Source organism: Methylobacterium sp. WL1 (genome assembly GCF_008000895.1).
Lineage (GTDB): Bacteria > Pseudomonadota > Alphaproteobacteria > Rhizobiales > Beijerinckiaceae > Methylobacterium.
On the sequence record NZ_CP042823.1, the window covers coordinates 134,973 to 161,383 of the forward strand.

The 26,411-nt window shown below is 69.7% G+C and carries 28 protein-coding genes; 14 read left to right on the forward strand and 14 right to left on the reverse strand.

Annotated elements, in window-relative coordinates:
- Window positions 1-2: 2 nt before the first annotated feature.
- From FVA80_RS00905 to ubiG, 6 genes are all read right to left on the reverse strand, one after another.
- On the reverse strand, window positions 3-1,016 hold the full coding sequence (locus FVA80_RS00905) for an alpha/beta hydrolase (protein ID WP_147908215.1): 1,014 nt from the start codon (window positions 1,014-1,016) through the stop codon (window positions 3-5).
- Window positions 1,013-1,636: a tetratricopeptide repeat protein gene (locus tag FVA80_RS00910; protein ID WP_147908214.1), complete on the reverse strand. Its 624-nt coding sequence runs from the start codon at window positions 1,634-1,636 to the stop codon at window positions 1,013-1,015. The genes FVA80_RS00905 and FVA80_RS00910 overlap by 4 nt, the downstream gene beginning before the upstream one ends.
- A 180-nt stretch (window positions 1,637-1,816) precedes the next feature.
- The gene (gene ykgO / locus FVA80_RS00915) at window positions 1,817-1,942 is read right to left on the reverse strand and encodes a type B 50S ribosomal protein L36 (RefSeq protein WP_003601867.1); all 126 of its coding nucleotides are present in this window, start codon (window positions 1,940-1,942) and stop codon (window positions 1,817-1,819) included.
- A 207-nt stretch (window positions 1,943-2,149) separates the two neighbouring features.
- A complete protein-coding gene (locus FVA80_RS00920; protein WP_147908213.1) occupies window positions 2,150-2,767 on the reverse strand; it encodes a PAS domain-containing protein in 618 nt (205 codons plus the stop codon).
- 163 nt (window positions 2,768-2,930) lie between these two features.
- On the reverse strand, window positions 2,931-3,503 hold the full coding sequence (locus FVA80_RS00925; RefSeq protein ID WP_147908212.1) for a YbhB/YbcL family Raf kinase inhibitor-like protein: 573 nt from the start codon (window positions 3,501-3,503) through the stop codon (window positions 2,931-2,933).
- A gap of 46 nt (window positions 3,504-3,549) precedes the next feature.
- Complete coding sequence (gene ubiG, locus FVA80_RS00930; protein ID WP_147908211.1) at window positions 3,550-4,311, reverse strand: bifunctional 2-polyprenyl-6-hydroxyphenol methylase/3-demethylubiquinol 3-O-methyltransferase UbiG; 762 nt, start codon at window positions 4,309-4,311, stop codon at window positions 3,550-3,552.
- 281 nt (window positions 4,312-4,592) lie between these two features.
- Between ubiG and FVA80_RS00935 the strand changes: the two genes are divergently transcribed.
- The 5 genes from FVA80_RS00935 (at window position 4,593) to FVA80_RS00955 (ending at window position 12,019) form a co-directional block, all read left to right on the forward strand.
- Entirely contained in the window at window positions 4,593-5,828 is a 1,236-nt protein-coding gene (locus FVA80_RS00935) for an aspartate kinase (RefSeq protein ID WP_147908210.1), read from the forward strand.
- Between the two features lie 307 nt (window positions 5,829-6,135).
- Window positions 6,136-8,397, forward strand: coding sequence for a phosphoenolpyruvate--protein phosphotransferase (ptsP, locus tag FVA80_RS00940; protein WP_147908209.1), 2,262 nt, complete (start codon window positions 6,136-6,138; stop codon window positions 8,395-8,397).
- Between the two features lie 221 nt (window positions 8,398-8,618).
- Entirely contained in the window at window positions 8,619-9,704 is a 1,086-nt protein-coding gene (gene prfA / locus FVA80_RS00945; RefSeq protein WP_147908208.1) for a peptide chain release factor 1, read from the forward strand.
- Between the two features lie 8 nt (window positions 9,705-9,712).
- Window positions 9,713-10,606, forward strand: a complete 894-nt coding sequence (gene prmC / locus FVA80_RS00950; protein ID WP_147908207.1) for a peptide chain release factor N(5)-glutamine methyltransferase — start codon at window positions 9,713-9,715, stop codon at window positions 10,604-10,606.
- A gap of 420 nt (window positions 10,607-11,026) precedes the next feature.
- A complete protein-coding gene (locus tag FVA80_RS00955; protein ID WP_348644609.1) occupies window positions 11,027-12,019 on the forward strand; it encodes a DUF4167 domain-containing protein in 993 nt (330 codons plus the stop codon).
- A gap of 405 nt (window positions 12,020-12,424) precedes the next feature.
- On the opposite strand, the gene FVA80_RS00960 is transcribed toward FVA80_RS00955, so the two are convergent.
- The 4 genes from FVA80_RS00960 to FVA80_RS00975 all read right to left on the reverse strand — a co-directional run bounded on the left by FVA80_RS00960 (window position 12,425) and on the right by FVA80_RS00975 (window position 15,613).
- Entirely contained in the window at window positions 12,425-13,180 is a 756-nt protein-coding gene (locus FVA80_RS00960) for a hypothetical protein (protein ID WP_147908205.1), read from the reverse strand.
- A 10-nt stretch (window positions 13,181-13,190) separates the two neighbouring features.
- The gene (locus tag FVA80_RS00965; protein WP_147908204.1) at window positions 13,191-13,919 is read right to left on the reverse strand and encodes an RlmE family RNA methyltransferase; all 729 of its coding nucleotides are present in this window, start codon (window positions 13,917-13,919) and stop codon (window positions 13,191-13,193) included.
- Between the two features lie 10 nt (window positions 13,920-13,929).
- Entirely contained in the window at window positions 13,930-15,012 is a 1,083-nt protein-coding gene (locus FVA80_RS00970) for a Ppx/GppA phosphatase family protein (RefSeq protein WP_147908203.1), read from the reverse strand.
- A gap of 127 nt (window positions 15,013-15,139) precedes the next feature.
- Window positions 15,140-15,613, reverse strand: coding sequence for a response regulator (locus FVA80_RS00975; RefSeq protein WP_147908202.1), 474 nt, complete (start codon window positions 15,611-15,613; stop codon window positions 15,140-15,142).
- A 313-nt stretch (window positions 15,614-15,926) separates the two neighbouring features.
- Here FVA80_RS00975 and FVA80_RS31805 point away from each other — a divergent pair, with 313 nt between their 5' ends.
- The 9 genes from FVA80_RS31805 (at window position 15,927) to FVA80_RS01020 (ending at window position 22,916) form a co-directional block, all read left to right on the forward strand.
- Entirely contained in the window at window positions 15,927-16,736 is an 810-nt protein-coding gene (locus tag FVA80_RS31805; RefSeq protein ID WP_147957770.1) for a cold-shock protein, read from the forward strand.
- A gap of 94 nt (window positions 16,737-16,830) precedes the next feature.
- A complete protein-coding gene (locus tag FVA80_RS00985) occupies window positions 16,831-17,100 on the forward strand; it encodes a hypothetical protein (RefSeq protein WP_147910109.1) in 270 nt (89 codons plus the stop codon).
- A 320-nt stretch (window positions 17,101-17,420) separates the two neighbouring features.
- Entirely contained in the window at window positions 17,421-17,732 is a 312-nt protein-coding gene (locus tag FVA80_RS00990; RefSeq protein WP_147910110.1) for an iron transporter, read from the forward strand.
- 29 nt (window positions 17,733-17,761) lie between these two features.
- On the forward strand, window positions 17,762-19,252 hold the full coding sequence (locus tag FVA80_RS00995) for a PepSY-associated TM helix domain-containing protein (protein WP_187193561.1): 1,491 nt from the start codon (window positions 17,762-17,764) through the stop codon (window positions 19,250-19,252).
- Complete coding sequence (locus FVA80_RS01000; protein WP_147910112.1) at window positions 19,249-19,596, forward strand: DUF3325 domain-containing protein; 348 nt, start codon at window positions 19,249-19,251, stop codon at window positions 19,594-19,596. The genes FVA80_RS00995 and FVA80_RS01000 overlap by 4 nt, the downstream gene beginning before the upstream one ends.
- A 353-nt stretch (window positions 19,597-19,949) precedes the next feature.
- Window positions 19,950-21,473 (forward strand): aldehyde dehydrogenase, encoded by a 1,524-nt coding sequence (gene adh / locus FVA80_RS01005; RefSeq protein ID WP_147910113.1) that lies wholly within the window; start codon window positions 19,950-19,952, stop codon window positions 21,471-21,473.
- 150 nt (window positions 21,474-21,623) lie between these two features.
- Complete coding sequence (locus tag FVA80_RS01010; RefSeq protein WP_147910114.1) at window positions 21,624-22,049, forward strand: DUF779 domain-containing protein; 426 nt, start codon at window positions 21,624-21,626, stop codon at window positions 22,047-22,049.
- A 10-nt stretch (window positions 22,050-22,059) separates the two neighbouring features.
- The gene (locus tag FVA80_RS01015; RefSeq protein ID WP_147910115.1) at window positions 22,060-22,470 is read left to right on the forward strand and encodes a carboxymuconolactone decarboxylase family protein; all 411 of its coding nucleotides are present in this window, start codon (window positions 22,060-22,062) and stop codon (window positions 22,468-22,470) included.
- Entirely contained in the window at window positions 22,467-22,916 is a 450-nt protein-coding gene (locus FVA80_RS01020) for a cupin domain-containing protein (protein ID WP_147910116.1), read from the forward strand. The genes FVA80_RS01015 and FVA80_RS01020 overlap by 4 nt, the downstream gene beginning before the upstream one ends.
- 363 nt (window positions 22,917-23,279) lie before the next feature.
- On the opposite strand, the gene FVA80_RS01025 is transcribed toward FVA80_RS01020, so the two are convergent.
- From FVA80_RS01025 to FVA80_RS01040, 4 genes are all read right to left on the reverse strand, one after another.
- Window positions 23,280-24,311, reverse strand: coding sequence for a tetratricopeptide repeat protein (locus tag FVA80_RS01025; protein WP_147910117.1), 1,032 nt, complete (start codon window positions 24,309-24,311; stop codon window positions 23,280-23,282).
- The gene (locus FVA80_RS01030) at window positions 24,308-24,952 is read right to left on the reverse strand and encodes a thiamine phosphate synthase (protein WP_147910118.1); all 645 of its coding nucleotides are present in this window, start codon (window positions 24,950-24,952) and stop codon (window positions 24,308-24,310) included. The genes FVA80_RS01025 and FVA80_RS01030 overlap by 4 nt, the downstream gene beginning before the upstream one ends.
- 16 nt (window positions 24,953-24,968) lie before the next feature.
- Window positions 24,969-26,039 (reverse strand): class II fructose-bisphosphate aldolase, encoded by a 1,071-nt coding sequence (gene fba, locus FVA80_RS01035; RefSeq protein ID WP_147910119.1) that lies wholly within the window; start codon window positions 26,037-26,039, stop codon window positions 24,969-24,971.
- Window positions 26,040-26,204: 165 nt separating this feature from the next.
- Window positions 26,205-26,399 carry a hypothetical protein gene (locus FVA80_RS01040; RefSeq protein ID WP_147910120.1) on the reverse strand — a complete coding sequence of 65 codons (195 nt, stop codon included), beginning with the start codon at window positions 26,397-26,399 and terminating at the stop codon, window positions 26,205-26,207.
- Window positions 26,400-26,411 lie beyond the last annotated feature (12 nt).

The window sequence follows — 26,411 nt, forward strand, 5'->3', positions numbered from 1 at the left end:
TCCTAATTCTTGAGCAGCGGCGCAGCCTCGCGCCGTTGCTCACCCGCGAACCGGACGATCTCGTCGGTCACGCGCTCCGCCGCCACGAAGTGGAGCATGTGACCGATCCCGGGCAGGAGCACGAGCCGAGCGCCTGGGATCGCCTTCGCCAGAGGCACCGCTTGGCTCTCACTGCGGACGATCGGGTCCGCATCGCCGGATATCACCAGGGTCGGAACGCGCAGGTCACCGTAGCGCGGGCTCTGAGCCGCCAGGGCGGCCGGCAGGCCGACGAGATCCTGAACGTTGGCGAGCAGCGTCCCGGGTCTCAGCACGAGGGGGGCCCGGACGAGCTCCGGGTATCCGGGTGTCTCCGACTGGGGCAGGAAGACCCGCTTGGCCGTCTCGGGAAGAAAATACTGGGCGACGGGCGCCCCGATCGTGCGGCTGAGAAGCCAGGCCACGGGCGGTTTGATGGCGAGACGCCAGTACCAAGGCAGGACCAGCATCCGCGACGGCATCGGCATCGCGACCGGAGCGGCCAAAACAAGGCCCGAGACCTGCGCCGGATGGTCGAGGGCGAGCGCCAGGGCCAGGGCTCCGGCCCAGGAATGCCCGAACACCAGCGCCGGGCCGACGCCCATTCGGTCGAGCGCCTCCGCGATGATCCGGGCCTGGATCGCGGGCGCCGCCGCCTCGCCGCCGTCGATCCGGTCGCTCCACCCGAAGCCCGGCCGATCGAAGGCGATCACCCGATAGCCCGCCGCTGCCAGTCGGCGGCCGATACCCTCCATCGGATCGGAGGCGTTGGCCGAGGCACCGTGCAGCAGGACCACCGGCCGGCCGTTCGCCGGACCGGCCTGGATCGTCGCCAGACGCCCGCCGGCGACCTCGACGAAGGGTCCGGCGGGCGGGTTCGCGGCCCCGACCTTCAGGTCGATCACGAGGCTCGCGAGCGCGCTGAGGCCGAGAACCAGGCCCAGGATCGCGAAGGGGAGGGCGAGGAGCGTGAGGAGCAGTCCGGCCACGCGGCTCAAAGGTCGCGGCCGTCAACCTCCGGGGCCAGGCGGTCGACCGCCTCGCCGATCTTCTCCATCTTGGGATACAGCGCCCGCGCCCGGCGAAAGGCCGCAAGTGCCCGTGCCTTGTCATCGAGGGATTCGTAGATCCTGCCCATGGCGGCCCAGGCTTCGAAATGGCGCGGCTCCAGAACCAGTGCCCGGCGCAGGTCGGCGATGGCGTCGTCCTTATCGGTCAGAAGCCAGAACACCGTGGCGCGGCGGTTCCACCCCTCCGACCAGTTCGGCTCCAGGGCGGTGACCCGGTCCATCAGCTCGGCCGCCAGGGGGAAATCGTGAGCCGAGATGGCCTGCCGGGCACGATCGGTGAGCAGGTCCGCGGTCGGGCTGCCGGACGCGTCGAGACGGCGCTCGATGAGCTTCGCTATGCCTTTCGCCTCGGCGGGATCCTCGCTGGCGCGCAGGCGGGTGAACAGGTCATCGAGGCTCACCGGCTTCGGCGCCGGCTTGGCCTCGGGCGCCGATTTGACCTCCGGCGCGGCGCGGCCGGGCCGGATGGCATCGGGTGCCGCGTCGGCGGGCGTCGCGGCCAGAACCGGCAGGCAGACCAGGGCGGCGATGAAGCGTGTCGGCATGATGCCGGTAGAGTGTGCGCGGGTGTCGCGCTCGTCAACGTGCCGCGGTGCCGCGCACGCGAAAGCAGCCGCGGCCCGGCCGGGCGCGGCTGCTTTCGCGTGACGATCTGCACACTCCCGAAAGACCGAGCACGGCCTGACGGGACGTCGCTCCGATACCCGGCCGGAGCCGGGCAGACGGCCTCAGCCCTGGCGAGCCTTGAAGCGCTTCTGGGTCTTGTTGATCACGTAGACCCGGCCCTTGCGGCGCACGAGCTGGTTGTCGCGGTGACGGCCGCGCAGGGACTTGAGGGAATTACGGATCTTCATCGGTTTCTCGAGCCCGGGCGGGGCCGTCCATTCACGGGGGATCGGGAACGTGTCAGCGAGGCGGGACGCGGGGTCGCGTCCAGCGATCACGAAACACGCATCGCGGGATGGCGCCGCCATATCAGGATTCGCCACCGCAAGGCAAGGCGTCGCAGGCAAAGGTGAGGCAGGTGAGGCAGGCAGGCGAGGCGTGGAAGCCGCGGTGCCTCAATGGACGCTGTCGGCAGCCGGGACCGCGGGGCTTTCGACCAGCTGCCGCCCGATCTCGTGCAGCAGCGCGTCCATCAGGGGCTTCAGCCGGACGAAATCCGACTCGCCCAGGCCCTCGGCGACGTTGAACAGCGCCAGCGCCAGCTCGGCCACCCGGTCGATCCCGCTGCCGGGCGCATCGATCGCGCAGAAGGCGGACTCGTCGAGGAAGCCGTCGCGGCTGCTCTCCGTCACGTCGATGACGATGCCGCGGGCCTCGCTCACGATCCCGTCCGCGCTCACCACGAAGCGGCCGCGCGCCAGGACCCAGCGGACGTCGTCCGGCGTCAGCACGGTGCGGTACTGGGCGACGTACAGCCCACCGTGACGCTGGAGGTTCTTGACGATCGCGCCGACCCGCTGCCGGTCCTGCGGATGGACGCGTTCGAAGAACAGCGCGTAGGTCGTGCCGTGGCCGGTGGCCGAGCGTGGGATGCCGAGCATCGTAGCGGCGACGGAATCGCAACGCACGACATCGTCGGCGATCCGCCATTCCCAGGTCCCGACATTCGACGCCGCGAGGGCGCGGGCGACGATGTCCGTGTCCTTCCGCCGCGCGCGCGCATCCAAGCCCACCGGTCACGCTCCGAAACTGAGGGGAAATCCAGGTCCACGCACGCGGCGGAAGTCCTTGTGCGCGCACGCGGTATCTGGTCGACTCACTAGCCCGGCGCCCCCTGCGGCACAACGCAAACGAAGCCGCGGGCCGGTCCAATCCCCGCCCATCGATCGGTCCGGTTCAGGGGCGGGCATAGCCACCCGCGAGCTGGCCCTTGCCGATTACCCGCCCGCGCATCGCGTCGAGGACGGCGCCCCGACCAGGGCTGTCGGGCAGGTCGAGCACGCTCCCAACCGCGTAGATCTGGAACAGGTAGGCGTGGCGTCCATGGCCGCTCGGCGGATCGGGCGGGAGCCATTCGGGCTGCAAGAAGCTGTTTTTTCCGAGGCTCATCGGGGTGCCAGCCCGGTCGGGGCTCGCCAGCGCCCCCTCGTCGAGGCTGTCGACCGAGGGCGGAACATTCCACACGATCAGGTGAACGAGGGGCTGCGGCGTGGGGCTGCCGGCATCCTCGACCAGCAGGACCAGCGTGCCGGTCCCCGCCGGCACGCCGCTCCAGGCCAGGGGCGGCGAGAGGCCCGGCCCGTCCGTGGTGTAGTGTACGGGGATCTCGGCACCGTCCGCGAAGGCGGGGCTCGTCAGCGTCAGCGTCTCCGGGACGTCGGCGAAATCCGCGTGAAAGGCGGTCTTCTCCATCCCGGCCTTGAGGCCGGACAGGGCCGCGCCGAGCGCGTGGGGAATCTTTTCGAGCATGGTTCGGGCCTCCGCTGCGGTCTCAACCGCGCGCGGAGGCTCCGGTTCAGGCGCGGCGCTCGGCCGCGACCATGTAGTTCACCGCCTTGTCCCGGCTGGTGCGCCATCCGTCGGTCAGGGGATTGTAGGCGACGCCGATCGTGTCGGTGACGTCGAGGCCACCCGCCTGGATGGCGCGGCGAAACTCGTCGGGCGTCACGAACTTCTCCCAATCGTGCGTGCCCCGCGGCAACCAGCCGAGCACGTACTCGGCGCCCACGATGGCGAGCCCGAACGAGCGCAGGGTCCGGTTGAGGGTCGCGCCGAACAGCATCCCGCCAGGCTTCACGGCGGCGCAGGCGGTCCGCACGAAGGCCGGCATATCGGAGACGTGCTCCACCACCTCCATGATCAGCACGGCGTCGAAGATCTGGCCGGACGCGACCACCGTCTCGATGGTCTCGCCGCGATAATCCACCGGCACGCCGCCGGCCGCGGCGTGGGCGCGGGCCACCGCGATGTTCTGTTCCGCGGGATCGAGGCCGGTCACGGTGGCGCCGAGCCGGGCCAGGGGTTCCGACAGCACGCCGCCGCCGCAGCCGACATCGCACAGCGTCAGGCCGTCCAGGGGGAACGGCGCCTGCGGATCCCGGTCGAACCGGCGGCAGAGCGCGTCGCGGATATAGGCCAGGCGCACCGGGTTGAACCGGTGCAGCACCCGCATCGGCCCGGCCTCGTCCCACCAGGTCGCGGCGAGCGCGTCGAAGCGCGCGACCTCGCCGCGATCGACGAAGCCGTCCGTCCCGGGGTTCGTGGCTGCCCTGTCCATGCGCGATCCGTTCCGTCGAGGCCGGCGGTCCGCCTGCGATGCCCGAACGCCAGGCCGTCGCCGGGCGGTCCGGATCGGGGCGGCCGACGCGGCATATCCGGGCCGCCATAGCACGGCTGCCCCGGGGCCGTCGCCGCGGCGCGCCGGCACCGTGCTTGGCGGGTTCCATGCTTGGCCGGTTGTTGACACCTCAACGAGCCGCTTGTACCCGCCGGGCACTGTCCGGGACCCGCCAGGGCGGTTCGTCCCCAGTCGCCGCCGGGAACCCGCGAAGAACCATCATGCCCCGTCTGGTGATGAAATTCGGCGGCACCTCCGTCGCCACGCTCGACCGCATCCGCAACGTGGCCCGCCACGTCGCCCGCGAGGTCGCGGCCGGCTACGAGGTCGCCGTGATCGTGTCGGCCATGTCCGGCAAGACCAACGAGCTGGTCGAGTGGGTGAAGGACGCCAACCCGCTCTACGACCCGCGCGAGTACGACGCCGTGGTGGCCTCGGGCGAGCTGGTGACCGCGGGCCTCCTGGCGGTCGCCCTGCAGAAGGACGGCCTCAAGGCCCGCTCCTGGCAGGGCTGGCAGATTCCCGTGCTGACCTCGGATGCGCACGGCTCGGCCCGCATCGCCGAGATCGACCCGAAGAACCTCGAGGCGGGCTTCGCGAAGGGCGAGGTGGCGGTTATCGCCGGCTTCCAGGGCATCCATGCCGAGACCGGCCGGGTGACGACCCTCGGGCGCGGCGGCTCGGACACCTCAGCGGTGGCCGTGGCAGCCGCGATCCAGGCCGAGCGCTGTGACATCTACACGGACGTGGACGGGGTCTACACCACCGATCCGCGCATCGTGCCGAAGGCCCGGCGCATGGAGCGCGTGACCTTCGAGGAAATGCTGGAGATGGCGTCGCTCGGCGCCAAGGTCCTGCAGGTCCGCTCCGTGGAACTCGCCATGGTCCACCGGGTGCCGACCACGGTCCGGTCCTCCTTCGATCCGCCGGACGCAGCGCGCCCGGGCACCCTCATCTGCGACGAGGACGACATCGTGGAACAGCAGATCATCACCGGGATCGCATTCTCCCGGGACGAGGCGCAGATCACCCTGCGCCGGGTCAAGGACAGCCCCGGCGTGGCCGCCGCCATCTTCGGGCCGCTGGCCGACGCGAACATCAACGTCGACATGATCATCCAGACCGTGTCGGGCGACCAGTCGACCACCGACATGACCTTCACGGTGCCGGCCGCCGAGTACGAGCGCACCCGCGCGATCCTCAACCAGGCGAGTCCGCAGATCGGCTACGCGCAGATCGAAGGGGCCACCGACGTGGTCAAGGTCTCGGCGATCGGCGTCGGGATGCGCAGCCACGCGGGCGTCGCAGCCAAGGCGTTCCGGGCTCTGGCCGAAAAGGGCATCAACATCCGCGCGATCACCACGTCGGAGATCAAGTTCTCCGTGCTGATCGATGCGGCCTATACGGAGCTTGCCGTGCGCACGCTCCACTCGCTATACGGCCTGGATCAGGCCTGAGCCTGGGGGGTTCTCGACGAGAGCGCCCACGGCCTGACCGGAACGTCGGCTCGGTGGACGAGGGCGCGCTGAAACAAGAGATCAGGTAAGGGGTTGGAATCACGTCCACTCGCATGGCGAGCGGTCGGGGTCTCATCAGCGGATCGGGTGTCTTGAGCTAGAACAGTCACGGGCCTTTCCGCCGAACCCGGAGATCTTCCGGGGGCTCGCGGCGCGGTCCATCCGGCGCCGGACGTTTCCCAGTCGGCGCCAAGGTTGCAGGGTGGTCGACGCCAAGGCCGCTCGCCGACGTTGGAACGACGAATCGATGCCCGCTGCGCCCGGAGGCCCGCGCCTGCTGCTGCGCCGCCTCCGCGAAGCGATGGCGGAGCCGGTCAGTCCCCAGGCACGCCTCGACCGCATCGTCGTCCTGATCGCCGCTAACGTGGTGGCCGAGGTCTGCTCGGTCTACGTCCTGAGGGACGACAACACCCTCGAGTTGTTCGCTACCGAGGGCCTGAACCGCGAGGCGGTCCACCAGACGCGCATGAACGCCGACGAGGGCCTCGTCGGCCTGATCGCCCGGACCGCCGAACCGCTCTCCCTCTCGGACGCGCAGAACCACCCGGCCTTCTCCTATCGGCCGGAGACGGGCGAGGAGGCGTATCACGCGTTCCTGGGCGTGCCCCTGCTGCGGGCCGGCAACACGCTCGGCGTGCTTACCGTCCAGAACCAGACCTACCGGGTCTATTCCGAGGAGGAGATCGAGGCGCTCCAGACGACCGCGATGGTCCTCTCGGAGATGATCGCCTCGGGCGAGCTGGAGGGCCTGGCGCCGGATGCCGGCACCGCCGCTCGCCGCCCGGTCGTCGCCCGCGGCATCGCGCTGGCGGACGGCATCGGGCTCGGCCACGTCGTGCTTCACGAGCCGCGCGTGGTGGTGAAGACGCTGATCGCCGAGAACGTCGAGCGCGAGGTCACGCGGCTCGACGCGGCGATCGAGGAGGTCCGCTCCGCCATCGACGCGCTGGTCGAACGCGGCGACCGGATCGGCACCGCCGAATCGCGCGAGGTGCTGGAGACCGTCCGGATGTTCGCCCACGACAAGGGCTGGCTCCGGCGGATGCGTGAGGCCGTGGCCTCCGGCCTGACCGCCGAGGCCGCCGTCGAGCGGGTGCAGTCGGACAACCGCGCCCGGATGATGCGCCAGGCGGACCCGTACCTGCGCGAGCGCCTGCACGACCTCGACGACCTCGCCAACCGGCTGCTGCGCACCTTGATCGGTCCGGAGGCCGGTGGAGCCGTCATCCTGCCGGAGAACGCCATCTTGGTGGCGCGCACCATGGGGCCGGCCGCGCTGCTCGACTACGATTCCTCGACGCTGCGCGGCATCGTCCTGGAGGAGGGCGGTCCCACCAGCCACGTCGCCATCGTGGCCCGGGCGCTCGGCATCCCGGCGGTGGGCGAAGTCGAGAACGCCTCCGCCCTGTGCGATGCCGGCGATGCCATCATCGTCGACGGCGTGGCCGGCGAGATCCACGTCCGGCCCGGCCCCGAGGTCGAGGCGGCCTATGCCGAGATGGTGCGGCTGCGCGCCCGTCGGCAGGAGCAGTATCGGGCCCTTCGGGACGTCCCGGCCCAGACCCGGGACGGGGTTCGCGTCGGCCTGCAGCTGAATGCCGGCCTGCTGGTCGATTTCAGCCACCTGCACGAGACCGGCGCCGAGGGCGTCGGCCTATTCCGCACCGAATTGCAGTTCATGGTGGCCCAGCGCATGCCGTCGGCCGCGGAGCAGCAGGAGCTCTACCGCAAGGTGTTTGCGGCCTCCGCCGGCAAGCCCGTGACGGTCCGCACGCTCGATATCGGCGGCGACAAGATCCTGCCTTACATGGCCAAGCTCGAGGAGGAGAACCCGGCGCTCGGCTGGCGGGCGATCCGCATCGGCCTCGACCGGCCGGCCCTGCTGCGGATGCAGCTGCGCGCCCTCCTGAAGGCCGCTGACGGCGATCCGCTCAAGATCATGTTCCCAATGGTGGCCACCGTGGACGAGTTCGTCCGCGCCCGCGGCATCGTGGAACGCGAGAAGGCCTATCTGCGCCGCCACGGCTACCAGCTCCCCACCGAGTGCCGGCTGGGTGCGATGGTCGAGGTGCCCTCGCTGCTGTTCCAGATCGACGAGATCGCGAAGGAAGCCGACTTCCTCTCCGTCGGCTCGAACGATCTGATGCAGTTCCTGTTCGCGGTCGACCGCGAGAACCGCCGGGTCGCCGACCGGTTCGACCCGCTCTGCGTCGCGGCCCTGCGGGCGTTCCGGCTGATCGCCGAGCGGGCCAACGCGGCCGGTTGCCCGGTGACGGTCTGCGGCGAGATCGGCGGCCGGCCGCTCGACGCGATGGCGCTGATCGGCATCGGCTACCGCAGCCTGTCGATGTCGCCGGCCGCCATCGGCCCGGTCAAGGCGATGGTGCTCAGCCTCGATGCGGCCGCCGTGTCGGAGCTGATCGACGCCGAGATGGCCCGGATGCACGACGGCGATTCCCTGCGCCCGGCGCTCACCGCCTTCGCACACGCCCACGGCGTTCCTATCTAACCCGTGATGCCGCTCTTGCCGAAGGTTCGGCCGGGGTTGTACGGCACAGCCACGACGCTTTCCGTCGGTGCGCTGCGGTTTCCGCGCGCGAAGGGAGGCGGCGTGGGGTGGGCCTCTGTCCTGCCGCGTCGGTCAACTTTAAGATCCCGCGCTCCCACCCCTGAGACGAGACCACGCCCGGCCTGGAACGTCGTGCGCCAGAACCTGCAGAAACACGGGCGATGATCCCCTTTCCCACCGAGCGCCTCGACGCCATCCTGGCGCGGCACGAATTCGTCACCGCGCAGCTCGCCACCGGCGAAGGCGAATCCGAGACCGTGATCCAGCTCTCTCGTGAGCTGTCCGATCTCGATCCCGTGGTGGACGCGATCCACACCTACCGGTCGGCGCTTGCGAACCTGGCGGGCCTGGAGGCGATGATCGACGAGGCCGGCACCGATCCGGAGATGCGCGCCCTTGCGGCCGAGGAGAAACCGGAGGCCCAGGATCAGCTCGAAGGCGCCTACCGGGCATTGCAGCTCATACTGCTGCCCAAGGATGCCGCCGACGAGAAGAGCGCGATCCTGGAAGTCCGCGCCGGCACCGGCGGCGACGAGGCGGCACTGTTCGCCGGCGACCTGTTCCGGATGTATGCTAAATACGCCGAGTCGAAGGGCTGGCGGGTCGAGGTGATATCCGAGAGCGAGGGCACCGTCGGCGGGTTCCGCGAGGTCGTGGCGGAGGTGAAGGGCAAGGGCGTGTTCGCGCGCCTGAAGTTCGAGAGCGGCGCGCACCGCGTGCAGCGGGTGCCGAACACCGAGACGCAGGGCCGCATCCACACCTCGGCCGCCACCGTGGCGGTGCTACCGGAGGCCGAGGAGGTCGACATCGTCGTCAACGACGCCGACCTGAAGATCGATACGATGCGGGCCCAGGGCGCCGGCGGCCAGCACGTCAACAAGACGGAATCGGCAATCCGCATCACCCACCTGCCCACCGGTATCGTGGTCTTCGTCCAGGAGGAGCGGTCGCAGCACAAGAACCGCGCCCGGGCGATGTCGCTGCTGCGCGCCCGGCTCTACGACGCCGAGCGGACCGCAAAGGATTCCGCCCGTGCCGCCGACCGGCGGGCGCAGGTCGGGTCCGGCGACCGCAGCGAGCGCATCCGGACCTATAATTTCCCCCAAGGGCGGGTGACCGACCACCGCATCAACCTGACCCTCTACAAGCTGGAGGAGGTCATGGCCGGCACCGCGCTGGACGAGGTGGTGGACGCGCTCATCACCGAGCATCAGGCCGAGTTGCTGGCCGCCGAAGGCATGGCCTGAGCGGCGGCGTGATCGCGGGAACGAGCCGGGGCCTATCGCGGCGGGAGGCCCTGCGTCGGGGAACCACCCTGCTCAGCTCCGGCGGCAACGCGGAAGCCGCGGGGGACGCGCGCTTCCTCCTGCTGGGCCTGCTCGACCTCGACGTGCGCGACCTCCTTCTCGACGGGGACCGGATTCTCGACGCGCAGGCTGGCGACGCCCTCGACGCGGCTTTCGCGCGGCGGCTCGCCGGCGAGCCCGTGGCCCGCATCCTGGGCGCCTGGGAGTTCTGGGGCCTGCCATTCAGGCTGGCGCCCGAAACCCTGGTTCCGCGTCCCGATACCGAGACCCTGGTGGCGGCGGCGCTCGCCTGCGCTCCGGACCGGGCGGCACCACTCCGGTGCCTCGACCTCGGCACCGGCTCTGGCTGTATCCTGGTGGCGCTCCTGAGCGAGCTGCCGCAGGCCAACGGGCTCGGCCTCGACCGGTCACCGGCAGCCCTGCGCATCGCCCGGCACAACGCGGTCGCCAACGGGGTCGGCGGCCGGGCGGCCTTCGCGGCGGGGGATTGGTGCGACGCCCTCCGGGGCGGCTTCGACCTTGTGGTTTCGAACCCGCCCTACATCGTCCGCCACGTCATCCAGCACCTCGACCGGGACGTGCGGCTGCACGATCCCCACGCCGCTCTCGATGGTGGGCCGGATGGGCTCGACGCCTACAGACGGATCCTCGATGGGGTCCGGGACGCCGCGCTGCTGGCGCCGGGCGGACGGCTGCTGCTCGAGATCGGGTACGATCAGGCCGAGGCGGTGCGAACGCTTGGACGCGGTGCCGGCTACGCCGACCTGGGGCTCAGGCGCGATCTGGCGGGCCACGATCGCGTCCTGACATTCGGCCTTCCATTCGGCCACACGGATGCCTAGATCCGCGACGACGATCGGTGGGCTGAGAAAATGCTTGTTGCATCTCCCGGGGAACGCTAGAGTCCGTTTGAAGGTCGCGAACGGTTCGTTAAGACGGACGATTATACGGTCGGCAACGATCGCAGGTCCCCGCCCGGTTCGCTGATCCCCCGTATTGTTGGACTTGAGCGCGCGTGCGACTGCGCGTCAGTTCGACAACACTCGAACCTGACAATCGACTGGTTTCTGGCGTCTGTGCCCGGACGCGCGGTGCGAGGGATGGTCAGGCGAACGCGCGGACCGTGAGGCGGTCGACCGTGCGGCTTCACCGGGTGCATTTGGCCGGAGCGCGTCTGAAGATCGACGCCGGACGCCCCGAAGAACGTCGTTTGCGTGAACGAGGGTCACTGAAGACCGATGAGACCAAACCAGAATCGACGGATGCGCGGCCGTAACCGGCCGAAAGGTCCGAATCCGCTGACGCGCTCTTACGAATCCAACGGCCCCGACGTCAAAATCCGCGGCACGGCGCAACACATCGCCGACAAGTACGCGCAGCTCGCCCGCGACGCGCAGGCGGCCGGCGATCCCGTAGCGGCCGAAAACTATTTCCAGCACGGCGAACACTATTTCCGGATCGTATCCGGCGCCCAGGAGCAGACTCGGCCGACGAATACCGGTGGATATGCCAGCCGCGCCTACGACGACGAGATGGACGAGGGTGACGACGAGGGCCAGGGCAACGGCGCGTCGCAGAACGGCCAGCCCTACAATGGCTACGACGACGGCGACCCGGGTCAGCAGCCCCAGCCCTACGAGATGCGGCAGGACCTGAACCAGCAGCAGGACGGTCGTCAGCAGCAGGGCCGCGATCGCTTCCAGAACCGGGACCAGCGGCGCTTCGACAACAATGGTCGCCAGGATTACCGGCGCCAGGATCAGCCCCGGCAGGATTACCAGCGGCAGGATTCCCCGCGGCAGGACTATCAGCAGCGTCCCGACTACCGGCAGGATCGGCAGGACACCCGCCAGGATAATCGGCAGGACAGCCGGCAAGAGAACCGCCAAGACACCCGCCAGGACGGACGGCAGGATTACGGCCGCCAGGATTACCGGCAGGAGACGCGCCAGGAGACACGGCAGGACGCCCGCGGCGATCAGAACCGCTACGAGTCCGGCCGGTCCGAGACCGCGCGTGCGGAGCCCCGGCAGCAGGAGAGCCGCCAGGAAACTCGCCAGGACGCCCGCCAGGACGCCCGCCAGGATACCCGCTCCGACGAGCGTCAGCCGCGCCGGAGCGAACCCAGGGGCGAGGCGGTCGCTCGCAGCGAGACGCCCCGTCAGGCCGAGCCCGCGCCCGTCGCGAGCGTCGCCGCGAGGCCGCTCCGGCTCCGGTCACGGCGGAGGATCCGGCGAGCCTGCCGGCGTTCCTGATGACGCCGCCCCGTCCGGTGGCGGCCACGACTCCCGTCGAGCAGCCGGCGGTCCCGGCCCCGAGGCCGCAGCCGAGGAGGCGCCCGTGAAGCCGCGCCGCCGTCGCCGGCCGCGCTTCGAGGGAATCGCCCCGGAAGAGGGCGAGGCCCGCGCACCCGCCGAGGACGCCCCGACCGAGTGAGGCGGAACGCCGACGCCACCTGAGAAAGCCGTCCCGGGACACCGGGGCGGCTTTTTGCATGGGTCATGCTGGTCGGTTGGCACCCTCAGTTGATGATCGCTCTCCATCGTCGCGCGCGCTGAAGCAGTCCAGTGAGGCGCCACTTTCGCGAATCATGTGATGCCCTGGCTTGCTTCGCTCCGCTCGCAACGACGGTGAGCGGGGACTGTCGGCTCGCAAACGGATCAGGCCCGGGCGGCCCGCCAGTCCGGGTAGGCATGGATCTGGTGGATCAGCCGGTGGCGTCGGCCGATTTCGCCGAACGGCGCGATCTCCCAGTCCCAAACCTGGACTGGCGGCGGCAGAGCCACCCCGAACATCAGGTCTAGGCTGTCGGTCACCCGCCCGGCCCGGTCCTCCACACGCTGCACGATGTCGGTGACCAGGCAGACCCGCGCGGTCCCGGATGCGAGCCGGTCCAGGGCCGCGAGATGAGTCTCGACGATCTGGGTGCCCAGTTGCGGCGGCGCCTCACGGCCCCGCGCTTCGTGAGCTTCGATCGGAACGATCGGGAGCTGCGACAGCAGGTTGGCCGACACGATCAGGTCGGCGGACGCACAGACCTCGGCAAGGCCTGGATCGCCCAAGCCCGCGCTGATCTCCGCGGTCACCAGGGCGACGTTGCGGTGTCGGCGGGCGGTGAGCCGTGCCGGCCAGGGATGGACGGCGTCCACCAGAGACACCCGGTCGAACAGGTCCGCGAGGGCCTTGAGCGGGACGTCGTCAAGGAGCCCGGACCCGAGCACCACCACCGACCCGCGCCCGGCCGTCGCCTCGGCGGCGGCGATGATCACGCCGCGCGCCCGGGTCAGGTGCGGCGCCCAGGCCGCGCGGCAGCGGCGGGACCGGGCGTGGAGACGGCCGCTCTGGCGGACATAGCCGAGGCGGCGCAGGCGCAACGGCGCGGGATTGACCAGCGACAGCGCCCACTCGAACAGCATCGGGGGAGGTTCAGGCCTCGTCGGCCGCCGCGGCCGCCCGCGCCGCGACGCTGCGATAGCCAGTCGCGAGCACGTAGAGCTCGCTGGAATCGGACCGGCTTGCCGCCGGCTTCACGTGGCGCACCGCCGTGAAGTCTCGCTTCAGGTCGGCCAGCAGGGCGTTCTCTGTGCCGCCCTGCAGCACCTTGGCGAGGTAGGCGCCGCCTGGGGCCAGGATCTCGCGGGCGAACTCGGCCGCGGTCTCGGCCAGGCCGATGATCCGCAGGTGGTCGGTCTTCTTGTGACCGGTGGCGTTGGCGGCCATGTCGGACAGGACGAGGTCGGCCGGGCCGCCGAGCAGCGTGGTCAGCTTCACCGGTGCCTCGGGATCCAGGAAGTCGAGGGTGATGAACTCGACGTTCGGCATCGGCTCGATCTCAAGGAGGTCGATGCCGACGACGCGGCCCGTCGTCCCCACGATCCGGGCCGCCACCTGCGACCAGCCGCCCGGCGCTGCCCCGAGGTCGACCACCCGCTGGCCGGGCTTGAGCAGCTTGTAGCGCTCATCGATCTCGATGAGCTTGTAGGCCGCGCGGGAGCGATAGCCCTCGCGCTTGGCCCGGGCCACATAGGGATCGTTGAGCTGGCGCTCCAGCCACCGCTTCTGCGACAGCGTCCGGCCGCGGCCGGTCTTCACCCGCTGCTTCAGGTCGCCGCGCACGCCGCCCGTGGAGCCCGCGCCCCCGCGCCGGTCCGTCATCGTGGTGTCCTCATCGGACGGCCTTCCGGTTCCAGACGCCGTCCTCCCGCATCATGTTCATCAACAATCCTTCGCGCAGGCCCCTGTCGGCGATGCGCAGGCGCTCGGACGGGAAGGCCCGCCGGATCGCCTCCAGGATCGCGCAGCCCGCGAGTACCAGATCCGCGCGATCGCGTCCGATGCAGGGATTGTCGGCCCGCTGCTCCAGCCGCGTGTCGAGCAGATCGTCGATGGCCGCGGAGACCTCATGGTCGCTCATCCACAGGCCGTCCACCCGCCGCCGCTCGTAGCGGGCCAGCCGCAAATGCATGGCGGCGATCGTGGTCACCGTGCCGGACGTGCCGAGCAGGTGGAAATGCGGGGCCGTGGCCGCCGCCGCCGCCCGGATCGCGAAGGCGGACAGCTTTTCCGCCACCTCCTCGACCATGCCCTCGAACATCCGCCGGGTCACCTCGGCGCCGCCATGGCGTTCGGCCAGGGTGACGACGCCGACCGGCAGGGAATCCCAAGCGCGGATCCGCAGAGTCGGGTCGGTGGACGGGTTGGCCGCCTCGCCGTCGAGCCACGCGATCTCGGTGGAGCCGCCGCCGATGTCGAAGATCACCACGGATTCCGCGTCCGGGTCGGCGAGCGCCGCGCAGCCCGTCACCGCGAGATACGCCTCGGTCTGCCGGTCGACGATCTCGAGGTCGAGGCCGACGCCCCGGCGGACGCGCTCGACGAAGGCCGCGCCGTTCACCGCGAGGCGGCATGCTTCCGTGGCGATTACCTTGGCCCGGCGGACGCCCCGGGCCTGCATCTTGGTCCGGCAGATCCGCAGGGCCTCGACGGTGCGCTCGATCGCGGCGTCGTTGAGACGGTCCGAGGTGCCCAGTCCCTCGCCGAGGCGGACGATGCGCGAGAAGGCGTCGATCACCCGGAAACCGCTGAAGGTCGGCTCGGCGATAAGAAGGCGGCAATTGTTGGTGCCGAGATCCAGCGCCGCGTAGGCGACGCGTCGTCTGTCACGGCCCGGCGACGGGGCCGTCGGCTGGAGCGGCACTGCGCCGGCCGACGTGCGGGACGGCGCGGCCGCAGCGGTCTCGTCCCTCATCGGCGCGGCCGTCGGTCCTTCGGGTCAGCCAGAAGCGTCGCGCTCGGCCATTCTTGATGGAAGACCCTACAGGGTCGGTCGGGAACTGCAATGTCCGATCGTCGCGACCCACCTTAGGCCGCGGTCGTCATGCGACTGCCTTCATGGCGCCCGACCGGCGCGGGATCGGACGCAGCAGGCTCTTGACCTGGGAATAGGGGCGGGGCCGGTTGATCACCTCGTCGAGCCGCGACCACAGGGTCTTCGGCGAGAATGGCTTGGCGATGATCTCGTTGACCCCCAGCGCGACGGCGCGGTCGACCACGTTCCGGCGCGGCTGGGCCAGCATCAGGATGATCGGGATGGTCGGGCAGGGGGAGGTCGTGGGCGTGCGCGCGAGCCGGATGAACTCTTCCCCGGACAGGATCGACAGGTCCCAGTCGATGATGCTGATGTCGGGCTTGCTCTCGGCCAGCACGCCCAGCGCCTCGGCGCCGTCCGGCGCCTCCAGCACGCGCTTGATGCCGACGCGCATGAGCATGTCGCGCACGATTCGCCGGATGTAGAGACTCTCATCGACCACGAGGGCCGAAAGATCGGGGAAGGTCGGAGTCGCGATCATGGCCGGGTGCCGTTGCGGGGCGCGACGCGAGTCTAGCCGAACAGCCTTTGCGTTTCGCTAACGCCCTCTCGTCCAAGGCGAACGCCTGGATCCAAAGGGCCCGCAACCTGCGTTGTTTATCGCAAGAAAGTAACGAAACGGGCGCGTCTTGGCGAAGAAGGTCCTTGCGGTCAAGGCCCGATTGCGTCAGGACTGGGGCGTTATTCTTGGTTACCGCGACCGGGGGTAATGATAGTGCGGGGCGTGGGCTGTCTGGGATGGCGCGCACGCGGTATTCAAGACCAGGGCGGCGGACGGTTTTTGCGAGCTTTCGATGGGACGTGGTCGTGATTTCAGGGGGCCGCAGAAGCGCGGCTTCGACGAGGCTGGCGAGCCGAGATGGCCTGATCAGGCTCCCCCCAGCGGCGGATACGGCGGTGGTGGATTCGGTGGTGGCGGCGGCGGCGGTTTCGGCGGCGGTGGTTTCGACCGCGGCCCGCCCCGCGGCGGTCCCGGCGCTGCGCCGGTGGCAACCGGGCCGGAGCGTGATGCGACGGTCAAGTGGTTCAACAAGGAGAAGGGCTTCGGCTTCGTCGAACTCGGCGACGGCTCGGGCGATGCCTTCCTCCACATTCGCGCCGTCGAGGCTGCTGGCCACGCCGACCTGATGCCGGGCACCCGGCTGACGGTCACCACGGCGCAGGGCCAGAAGGGCCCGCAGGTCACGAGCGTCACCAGCGTCGATACCTCCACGGCCGAGGCGCCCGCGCCCCGGCGTGAGCTGCGCCCGCGCACTGGCGGATTCGGCGCCGACCGCTTCGCCGGCGGTGGCGGTGGCGGTGGTGGCTACGGTGGTGGCGGCGGCGGTGGTTACGGCGCCGGTGGCGGCGGTGGTGGCTTCGGCGGTGGTGGCCGGGCTGCGTCCGGTCCCTCGGTCGAGATGAGCGGCACCGTGAAGTGGTACGATCCCGCCAAGGGCTTCGGCTTCGTCTCGGTCAACGACGGCGGCAAGGACGTGTTCGTCCATCGCTCCGCCCTGTCCCGTGCCGGCCTGGAATCTCTGGCCGAAGGCCAGCAGGTCACCCTCGGCGTCGTCGATGGTCAGAAGGGCCGCGAGGCCTCCAGCATCAACGTCGAAGACTAGCGGTCTCGCGGCCGTTTTGCTGCCGCGATCCCTCGAAATTCTCCAAGGCGGTGGCCCTCAGCGGGGTCGCCGCCTTTCTTGTTTCGGAGCCGCCATGCGCCGCGTGCTGATGCCGACGATCCTGCTGATTCTCGCGGTGGCGCCGGCGCGGGCTGAAGATTTCACCGGCTTCTACGCGGGCCTCAATGCCGGCCTCGCCTGGGGCAAGAGCGGAGACCGTATCGGGACGATGCCGAATCCAGGGCCGCACACCGGATCCGGCCGATCCAGCGCTGGCCCGGATCTGCCGCCGAGCGCAAGCAGCGCCGCCGCCGCCCTGCAGAGAGCCGGCCGCAACAATGCGGGTACGACACTCGGACGCTGAGCAATGGGACGTCGCGGCTGATCAGCCGTGGGGATTCGCTCCTGAAGTTCCCGGAGGGGCATTGAGGGATTTGAGGGCTTGGGAGGCTTGGCGTCCCCGGCTCGTCCATGCGCATCGAAGCCGCACCGCCACCGCCGAACGAGCGGCCGGTTCGGTACGTGACGATCCGAGCTTTGAGCGACTCACGATTGCACAGCGGTCGGGAACATCTTCAAGCGGCCGGGGCAACACTGGAATCGTTCCGGAACATAGCCGTTGCGAGTCGCGGTACGCCGCTGCTAGGCCGCGGGAATGAGATCACGAAACCGGGAGGCCGCGCGATGAGCGCCCGCTCCATGCCAGGTTTGATCGACCGTCTGGCGGTAGCCGGACGCGTCGTGCTGGCGGCCTTCGGCGGCTACGGCGTCGCGGCCCTCTCGGCGGCGTTGCTGGCCCTGATCCTGCCGATGCCGCGCTCCGAGGCGGTCTCGACCGGGACGCTCGTAAGCTTCGCCATCATGGCCGGCGCGGTGATCTGGGTGTTCGCGGCCCGGACCCTCGGCCGCGCAGCGCTGTTCCTCGGCCTGATCGCCGCATCCCTGGCCGGGGGGCTGTGGCTCGCCGGCGCATTCACCGGGGCCGTGGCGCCATGAGCGGGCCCGGAAGAAGCGTCCGGCAGTCGATGGCGTGGCTGCACACCTGGTCCGGACTGGTCATCGGATGGGTGCTGTTCGCGATCTTCGTGACCGGGACGGCGAGCTACTACCGCGCCGAGGTCTCGCACTGGATGCGACCCGAATTGTCCGGGACGGCGGTCGACCCGTCCGCGGCCGCCACCCGCGCCGCGGCCTATCTCGGGCGCGTTATGCCGGATGCCATGGCCTGGTCGGTCCGGCTTCCGACCGTCGAGACGCCACAGGTCGAGGTCTATTGGTGGAAGAATCCCGGCGGGCCGTACCACCACGCGCTCCTCGATCCCACGACCGGCGAGCCTTCCCGGGCGCGCGACACGAAGGGCGGGGACTTCCTGTACCGCTTCCATTTCGAGCTGGCCCTGCCGTCGATGTGGGGCCGCTGGATCGTCGGCATCTGCGCGATGATCCTGCTGGTGTCGCTGATCACCGGCATCGTCACCCACCGGCGCATCTTCGCCGACTTCTTCACGTTCCGGCGGGACCGCTCGGCGCAGCGCGGCTGGCTCGACGCCCATAATGTCTTCGGCGTGCTGGCGCTGCCGTTCCACCTGATGATCGTCTACACCGGGTTGATCGAACTCGGCCCGATGCTGATGCCCTGGGGCGTGAAGGCGGCCTACCAGGACGATGTCCTGGCGTATTACGCCGAGTCCGGGATCATGGCGGCGGCACGCAAGCCTGCGGGCAGGCCGGGTATCCAGTCGCCGCTCGGCGAGATCGTGGCCCGCGCCACCGCGGATGGCGGCGAGCCACCGGAGGTCGTCATGGTGACGATGCCGGGCGATGCGGCCTCGAGCGTCACCGCCTTCTTCGAGGAGCCGCCCGGCCTCGCACACCTGCATCCGCAGATCGTCTACGCGGGCGATACCGGTACTGAGCTGTCCCGGACCGGCGAGGCCGGCGGCGCGACCCGCACCGGCGCCGTGATGATCGGCCTACACGAGGCGCATTTCGCCGCCGCGCCCCTGCGCATCCTCTTCTTCCTCTGCGGTGTGATGGGCGCCGCCACCATCGCGTCGGGCCTCGTTCTCTGGACAGTCGCCCGCATGCCGAAGGGCGCGAACCCGGCGGGTTTCGGCCTGCGCCTCGTGCGGGTGCTCAACCTCGGCACGATCGCCGGGCTGCCGACCGGCCTGGCCGCCTACTTCCTGGCCAACCGGCTGCTGCCCCTCGACCTCGCCGCCCGGGCGGATTGGGAGGTGCGCGCCTTCTTCGGGGCCTGGATCCTCGCAGCCGTTGCCTCGACGCTGGTCCCCAGCGCGAAGGCTTGGCCAGCCGGGCTCTCGGCGGCGGCGCTCGCCTTCGTGGCGATCCCGGTCGTGGACGCGGTGACCGTTGGCCAGACCCGCTTCCTGGGCTTCGACGCGGCGATGCTCGCGGTGGCGATCCTGCTCGCCATCGGTGCCCGTTTCGCGAACCGGCGACCGGGCCGGGTTTGGGCGGCCAAACCAGCTTTGTCGCGGACGGTGGAAGCGTGACCGCCGCCGCCCTGGCGCTGAGCCTGTGCCTCAGCTTCTCGAGCTTCGCCGCCCTGGCGCTCAGCCTCGACCGGCATCACCGCGCCGTGTTCCGCGTGCCCGCGCCTCGGAGCCGGACCAAGAGCCTCCGCGCGGCCGGATGGTCCGGTCTTGCGGTGTCGTTCGCGGCCTCGGTGGCCTGTGCCGGCTGGAATTTCGGCCCAGTCCAGTGGATCGGCGCCCTGACCGGCGCGGCGCTACTGGTCGTTGCAGTGATGTCCTACCGCCCGGCCTTGCTGCGAGCGGCGGCCGTTGCCGCGCTGCCTCTGGCGATGCTGGCGCTGCCCTTCGCGCTCGGATCGTAAGGCCTCGGCGCGCCTGCCAAGCTAACCCTCAAGGTCAGCGATCTGGCATGAGAATAATGCCGAAGTGTTGGTCGAGCCTGTCTCGGCGCGGCCGGACATCCGAGGGGTTTTCACGCTTGAACCACCGGGTCCTGGGTTGACGGACACTTGTCCTGTCGCGATCCTGACCGGGAGGGCGTAGGATCCGCTCGCTCGCGCACTGGCCAAAAGTCCACCTTGATTCGGCACGCCAAAAGCCATTGGCTGCCACCAGAGCCGAACCGGACGCCGCCGATCGAATCGGCCGTCCGCGTTCCAGCTTCAGCCCAAGAGCCGCGGTTCGCGAGGCCGGGGCCTACGGAGGGAACAGAGCCATGAACAAGCCGGAATTTCTGGGCGACGCCCGGACCAAGTCGCCCTTCTCGGCCCGCTACGACAACTTCATCGGCGGCCAGTGGGTCGCCCCGACCGCCGGCCGCTACTTCGAGAACACCTCGCCGATCACCGGCAAGGTGATCTGCGAGGTCGCCCGCTCCGACGCCTCCGACGTCGACAAGGCGCTCGACGCCGCCCACGCGGCCAAGGAATCCTGGGGCCGCACCGCCCCGGCCGAGCGCGCGCGCATCCTCAACAAGATGGCCGACCGGATGGAGGAGAACCTCGATCTGATCGCGCTGGCCGAGACCTGGGACAACGGCAAGCCGATCCGCGAGACGACCCACGCCGACATCCCCCTGGCGATCGACCATTTTCGCTACTTCGCCGGCTGCATCCGCGCGCAGGAAGGCTCGATCTCCGAGATCGACCACGACACGGTGGCCTACCACTTCCACGAGCCGCTCGGCGTCGTGGGCCAGATCATCCCGTGGAACTTCCCGATCCTGATGGCGGTCTGGAAGCTGGCCCCGGCGATCGCCGCCGGCAATTGCGTGGTGCTCAAGCCCGCCGAGCAGACCCCGGCCTCGATCCTGGTGGTGATGGAGCTGCTGGCCGACCTGCTGCCCCCGGGCGTCATCAACATCGTCAACGGCTTCGGCCTGGAGGCCGGCAAGCCGCTGGCGTCGTCGCCGCGCATCGCCAAGATCGCGTTCACCGGTGAGACGACTACCGGCCGCCTGATCATGCAATACGCCTCGCAGAACCTGATCCCGGTTACGCTGGAACTGGGCGGCAAGTCGCCGAACATCTTCTTCGCCGACGTGGCCAACGAGGACGACGACTTCTTCGACAAGGCCCTGGAAGGCTTGACGATGTTCGCCCTCAACCAGGGCGAGGTCTGCACCTGTCCGAGCCGGGCGCTGGTGCACGAGTCGATCTACGACCGCTTCATGGAGCGGGCGGTGAAGCGCGTCGAGGCGATCACCCAGGGCTCGCCGCTCGATCCCGCCACGATGATCGGCGCCCAGGCCTCGGGCGAGCAGATGGAGAAGATCCTCAGCTACATCGACATCGGCCGTCAGGAGGGCGCGGAGCTGCTCACCGGCGGCGCGCGCAACGTGAAGGATGGTGAGCTGGCCGAGGGCTTCTACGTGCAGCCGACGGTGTTCCGCGGCCACAACAAGATGCGGATCTTCCAGGAGGAGATCTTCGGCCCGGTCCTGTCGGTCACGACCTTCAAGGACGATGCCGACGCGCTGGCGATCGCCAACGACACGCTCTACGGCCTCGGCGCCGGAATCTGGACCCGCGACGGCACCCGCGCCTACCGCTTCGGCCGGGCGATCCAGGCCGGCCGCGTCTGGACGAACTGCTACCACGCCTACCCGGCCCACGCGGCCTTCGGCGGCTACAAGCAGTCCGGCATCGGCCGCGAGACCCACAAGATGATGCTCGATCACTACCAGCAGACCAAGAACATGCTGGTCAGCTACTCGGCCAAGAAGCTCGGATTCTTCTGAGTCCTGGTCCGGGTTACCCCCGAGCCGACTTCACCCCGGCCTCGCGGCCGGGGTTTTTCTTTTAGGGGCCGGGTTTGCTGCCGAACCGGGCCGCGCCGTAGAAATCCGAACCCCGGCGCGCATATCCCACAGCCAGCAGGGGAGTGAAGCATGACCGCCGTTTCCACGAACGACGCCACCACGGCCGAGCAGGCTGGCGCCGACGGCACGCCCCTGCGGGTCACCGCGACGCCGGCGGCGCTGGCACTGATCGACGAGCTCCGGTCCGAGTACGGGCCGGTGATGTTCCACCAGTCCGGCGGCTGCTGCGACGGGTCCTCGCCGATGTGCTACCCGGTCGGCGACTTCATCATCGGCGACGGCGACGTCCATCTCGGGCAGGTCGGCGGCGCAGATTTCTTCATCTCGCGCTCGCAATTCACCGTCTGGAAGCACACCCACATCCTGCTCGACGTGGTGCCGGGGCGCGGCGGCATGTTCTCCCTGGAAAACGGCCGCGAAAAGCGCTTCCATATCCGCTCGCGCCTGTTCACCGAGGCCGAGAACCGGGCGCTCGACGGCGCCTGCAAGCTCTGAGCGAGGCAAGATGGCGACTGTGACGCTGTGGAGCGATGCCGAGGCGGAGGCCGACCCGCGGGTGCGGGCGGTGTTCGCCGACATCCGGGCGACCCGGGGCTCGGACTTCGTCAACAACTTCTGGCGCGGTCTCGCCAACGATGCGGGCCTGCTGGAGCGCACCTGGGCGAGCCTCAAGGTCGTGATGGGGCCTGGCAGCCTGGACCCGCTGACCAAGGAGCTGGTCTACATCGCGGTCTCGATCGCCAACGGCTGTCCCTATTGCATCCACTCCCACACCGCCGCGGCCGGCGCGAAAGGCCTGACCGCGGAGCAGCACGGCGAGTTCCTGGCGGTGGTCGGCATGGCGAACCAGACCAACGCCCTCGTCAACGGCATGCAGATCCCAGTCGATTCCGCGTTCAAGGTCGGCGAATCATGAGCGACGCATCCGAGACATCACGGCCCGGCCTGATGGTCCTGCGCGAGAGTGCGCCGTTCCGCGGCAAGCAGGGGCATATCTACCGGCCCGCGATCTCGGCCGAGGCGGTGGGCGCCAAAGCGCTGCATCTTCAGCTTCTGGAAATTCCACCCGGCGAACGTGCCCACGCCCACAAGCACGAATCGCACGAGACCGCGATCCACGTCCTGTCCGGCATCTCGGGCTGCTTCTGGGGCGAGCGCCTGGAGCACCACGTGATCGCGGGAGCCGGCGAGTTCGTGTACATCGCCGCCGACGTGCCGCACCTGCCCTACAACCGCAGCCGGACCGAGCCGGTCACGGCGGTGATCGCCCGGACCGACCCGAACGAGCAGGAGAGCGTGGTCCTGTTGCCGGAACTGGAAGCCGGGGTGGATTGGTCGAAGGCCGAGGCGCCGGAGGTTTGAGCTCTCCGTCGATGACGCAGCGCGACAGGGCCCGGTCTCAGGCAGGCTTTTATATCCACGGATCGTGACCGGACGTGCGCAACGGCCGGTGCCAGATGCGCTCTCCTATCCGTGGGAGAGGGCGCGCTTGGCTTCGGGAGAACGTCTCATGCCGCCAGGGCCAGTCTAGAGTTCGATAAGTTAATCTGGACGCTCACCCGAGAGACGGGTCTCGCGCGACGTCCTGGCGCTCCCATCTGTCGGTGGCCGCACCCGCGTCCGTTTGATCGTGGAGCGAAGGACAAACGACGGATCGACGCGGAGCCGCTTAGGATGAGAGTGCGGCTGGATTGTACCGCCAGGCCCAACCGGCCACTGTCCGCCTCAGCGCTGCTCGATGCGCTCGTTGGCCAGCCGCTCGGCGCGGGTGCGCTCGTCGCCGCTGAGGCCCGCCAGGGTCTGGTCGAGCCAGGCGTCGGACAGGCCCTGCGCGGCGGCGGCGAGGTTCCAGGCCGCGGCCTCGATCAGGTTCTTGGATACGCCCCGGCCCACCGCGTAGAGCCGCGCAAGCCGGTTCTGCGCGATGGCGTTGCCGCGCGAGGCCGCGTGCAGGAAGTAGCGGGCGGCCGAGCGCTCGTCCTTGGTCACGCCGTTGCCGTTGAACAGCAGGATCGCGTACTCGACCTCGCTGGCGAGGTCGCCGTTGTCGGCCCCGCGGCGGAACCACTGGGCCGCCTGGCTCGAATCCTTCTGGACGCCGCGGCCCTGGAGGTAGAGCACGCCCAGGTCATGCTGGGCCGGGCCGATCTCGGCGTCGGCGGCCTTCCGGAACTGCGTGGCGGCCGCCGTCTCGTCGGCGGTGGCGCCGGTACCGATCAGGATCAGCCCGAGATTGTAGGCGGCCGTGGACGAGCCCTGGGCCGTGGCCTGTTCCAACCAACGCCGGCCGGCCTTGGGATCCTTCGGCATGCCGCGCCCGTCGAGCGCCATCAGGCCGAGCGACGACATCGCGGCAGCGTCGTTCTGGGCGGCGGCAAGGCGGTACCACTCGGCCGCCTTCACGGGGTTCTGCTTGACGCCGAGCCCCTGGTTGTAGAGCTCGCCCAACAGCGTCATCGCGGCGGCGTCCTTGGGATTGGCCTCGATCCGCTTGGTCGCCTCCCGGAAGGCGGTGACGTACTGGCCGCGTTGATAGGCACCGTAGGCGAGGTCCGCCGGCTGGCCGCTGGTAGGCGGGACGGCGCCTCGGGAATAGTTCGGCGTGTAGGGGCTCGGAAGCTCCGGCATCGTGGTCTTGTCGGACGGCGCGACGATTTTGGCCGGATCGAGCGGGCCGGGCGCGGCGAGCGCCGGCAGCGCCGTGGCCAGCGCCACCGCGAGGACCAGGACGGGCAGATCCAGGACGCGCAGGCTCACGCGGCCCGCTCCGCGATCAAGGCTTGCGCCCGTGCGACCGTTTCGGTCCCGGGCAGCCACAGGGCGCTCTCCAGGCCGACGAATTCGGCCCCGGTGGCGACCAGGGAGGCGATCTCGTCCGCCGTCGCGGCCACCGCGACGCAGGGCGTCTCGAAGATCTCGGCCCACCATTCGGCGCGTGCCAGCACGGTCTCGGCCTCCGGAGCGACGCCGTCCGGATAGAGTCCGCCGAACATCAGGTAATCGATGCCGGCCTCGCCCGCCTCCATGGCACCGTGCTTGGTCTCGATGCCGCCCGCCCCGAGGATGCGCCCGTCCCGGAGACGGTCGCGCAGGTCCTTCAGGTCGCGCGGCTTGTCGACATGCACCCCGTCGGCGCCACCCCTCGTCGCCACCGAGACGAGGTCGCCGGTGAACCCCGGGCAGGCCACGACGAGGGCCGCGCCGGCTTCTTGCGTGATCGGCGCGACCTGCTTCACCCGGGCGGTGAGCCCGCGCTCGTCGGTGGCGGTGAGCCGCAGGATCACGGCCGCGACATCGCCCACCCCGCAGGCCGCGCCGAGCGCGGCCGCGAAGGCGTCGATGCCGTCGGCATCCAGGTTGTGGGGCCCGAGGAGGGCGAGGCGCTGATTGCTGCTCATCGGGCCGGCCGGACCGTCAACGCGCGCCGATCTTAGGGTCCAGCGCGCCGCTGGCGTAGCGCTTAGCCATCTCGGAGACGGAGACCGGGCGGATCTTCGAGCCCTTGCCGGCAGTGCCGAACTCCTCGAAGCGCTGCTTGCACAGCTTGGTCATCGCATCCATCGCGGGCTTCAGGTACTTGCGCGGATCGAACTCCGACGGGTTCTCGGTCAGGATCTTCCGGATCTGGCCGGTCATCGCCATGCGGTTGTCGGTGTCGATGTTGATCTTGCGTACGCCGTGCTTGATGCCGCGCTGGATCTCCGCGACCGGCACGCCCCAGGTCGGCTTCATCTGGCCGCCGTACTGGTTGATGATGTCCTGCAGGTCCTGCGGCACCGAGGACGAGCCGTGCATGACCAGGTGAGTCGACGGCAGGCGGCGGTGGATCTCCTCGATCACGTTCATCGCCAGCACGTCACCGTCGGGTTGGCGGGTGAACTTGTAGGCGCCGTGGCTGGTGCCCATAGCAACCGCGAGGGCGTCGACCTTCGTGGCCTCGACGAACTTCACCGCCTCGTCCGGGTCGGTGAGCAGCTGATCGTGGCTCAGGACGCCCTCGGCGCCGTGGCCATCCTCGGCCTCGCCCTGGCCGCTCTCCAGGGAGCCGAGCACGCCGAGCTCGCCCTCGACCGAGACGCCCGCCCAATGAGCCATCTGGGTGACGTTGCGGGTGATCTCAACGTTGTAGGTGTAGTCGGCGGGGGTCTTGCCGTCGCCCTTGAGCGAGCCGTCCATCATCACCGAGGTGAAGCCGTACTGGATCGCGGTGGCGCAGGTGGCCTCGTTGTTCCCGTGGTCGAGATGCATGCAGACCGGGATGTGCGGGTAGATCTCGACCAGGCCGTCGATCAGCTTGGCCAGCACCACGTCGTTGGCGTAGGCGCGGGCACCGCGGCTGGCCTGCAGGATCACGGGCGAGTCGGTGGCGTCGGCCGCCGCCATGATCGCCAGACCCTGTTCCATGTTGTTCAAGTTGAACGCCGGCACGCCGTATTCGTGCTCGGCCGCGTGGTCGAGGAGCTGCCTGAGGGTGATCCGTGCCATCGTCGTCTGTCTTCCCGCTTGCCGTCTGATGGTTTGCCCGATCGCCCACGGCGACGGAAATAGAGCGCCCGAGTCCGGATACCGGATCCACCCTCGGACACGCGCATATCGAATGCGCAACATAGCATCCCCGGAGCCGGTCTCGACCGGTGGGAATGCTGTTGTCTACAGCGCCCGCACCTCCAAGGTCGTGGCGCGCCTCGGCGTGAGCGGCCTGGCCTGCGACGGCGCTATGGCGGCCCGAACGCCGGTCAGGATCTCGATCCGCGCGTTCTGCCCGTCGTCACGCAGCCATTCGACACCCCCGACTTCCAACGCCGGACAGATAGATCGGTGCGCGGTGGCGGGGGAGAAGCGCATGAGAGAGCCGCG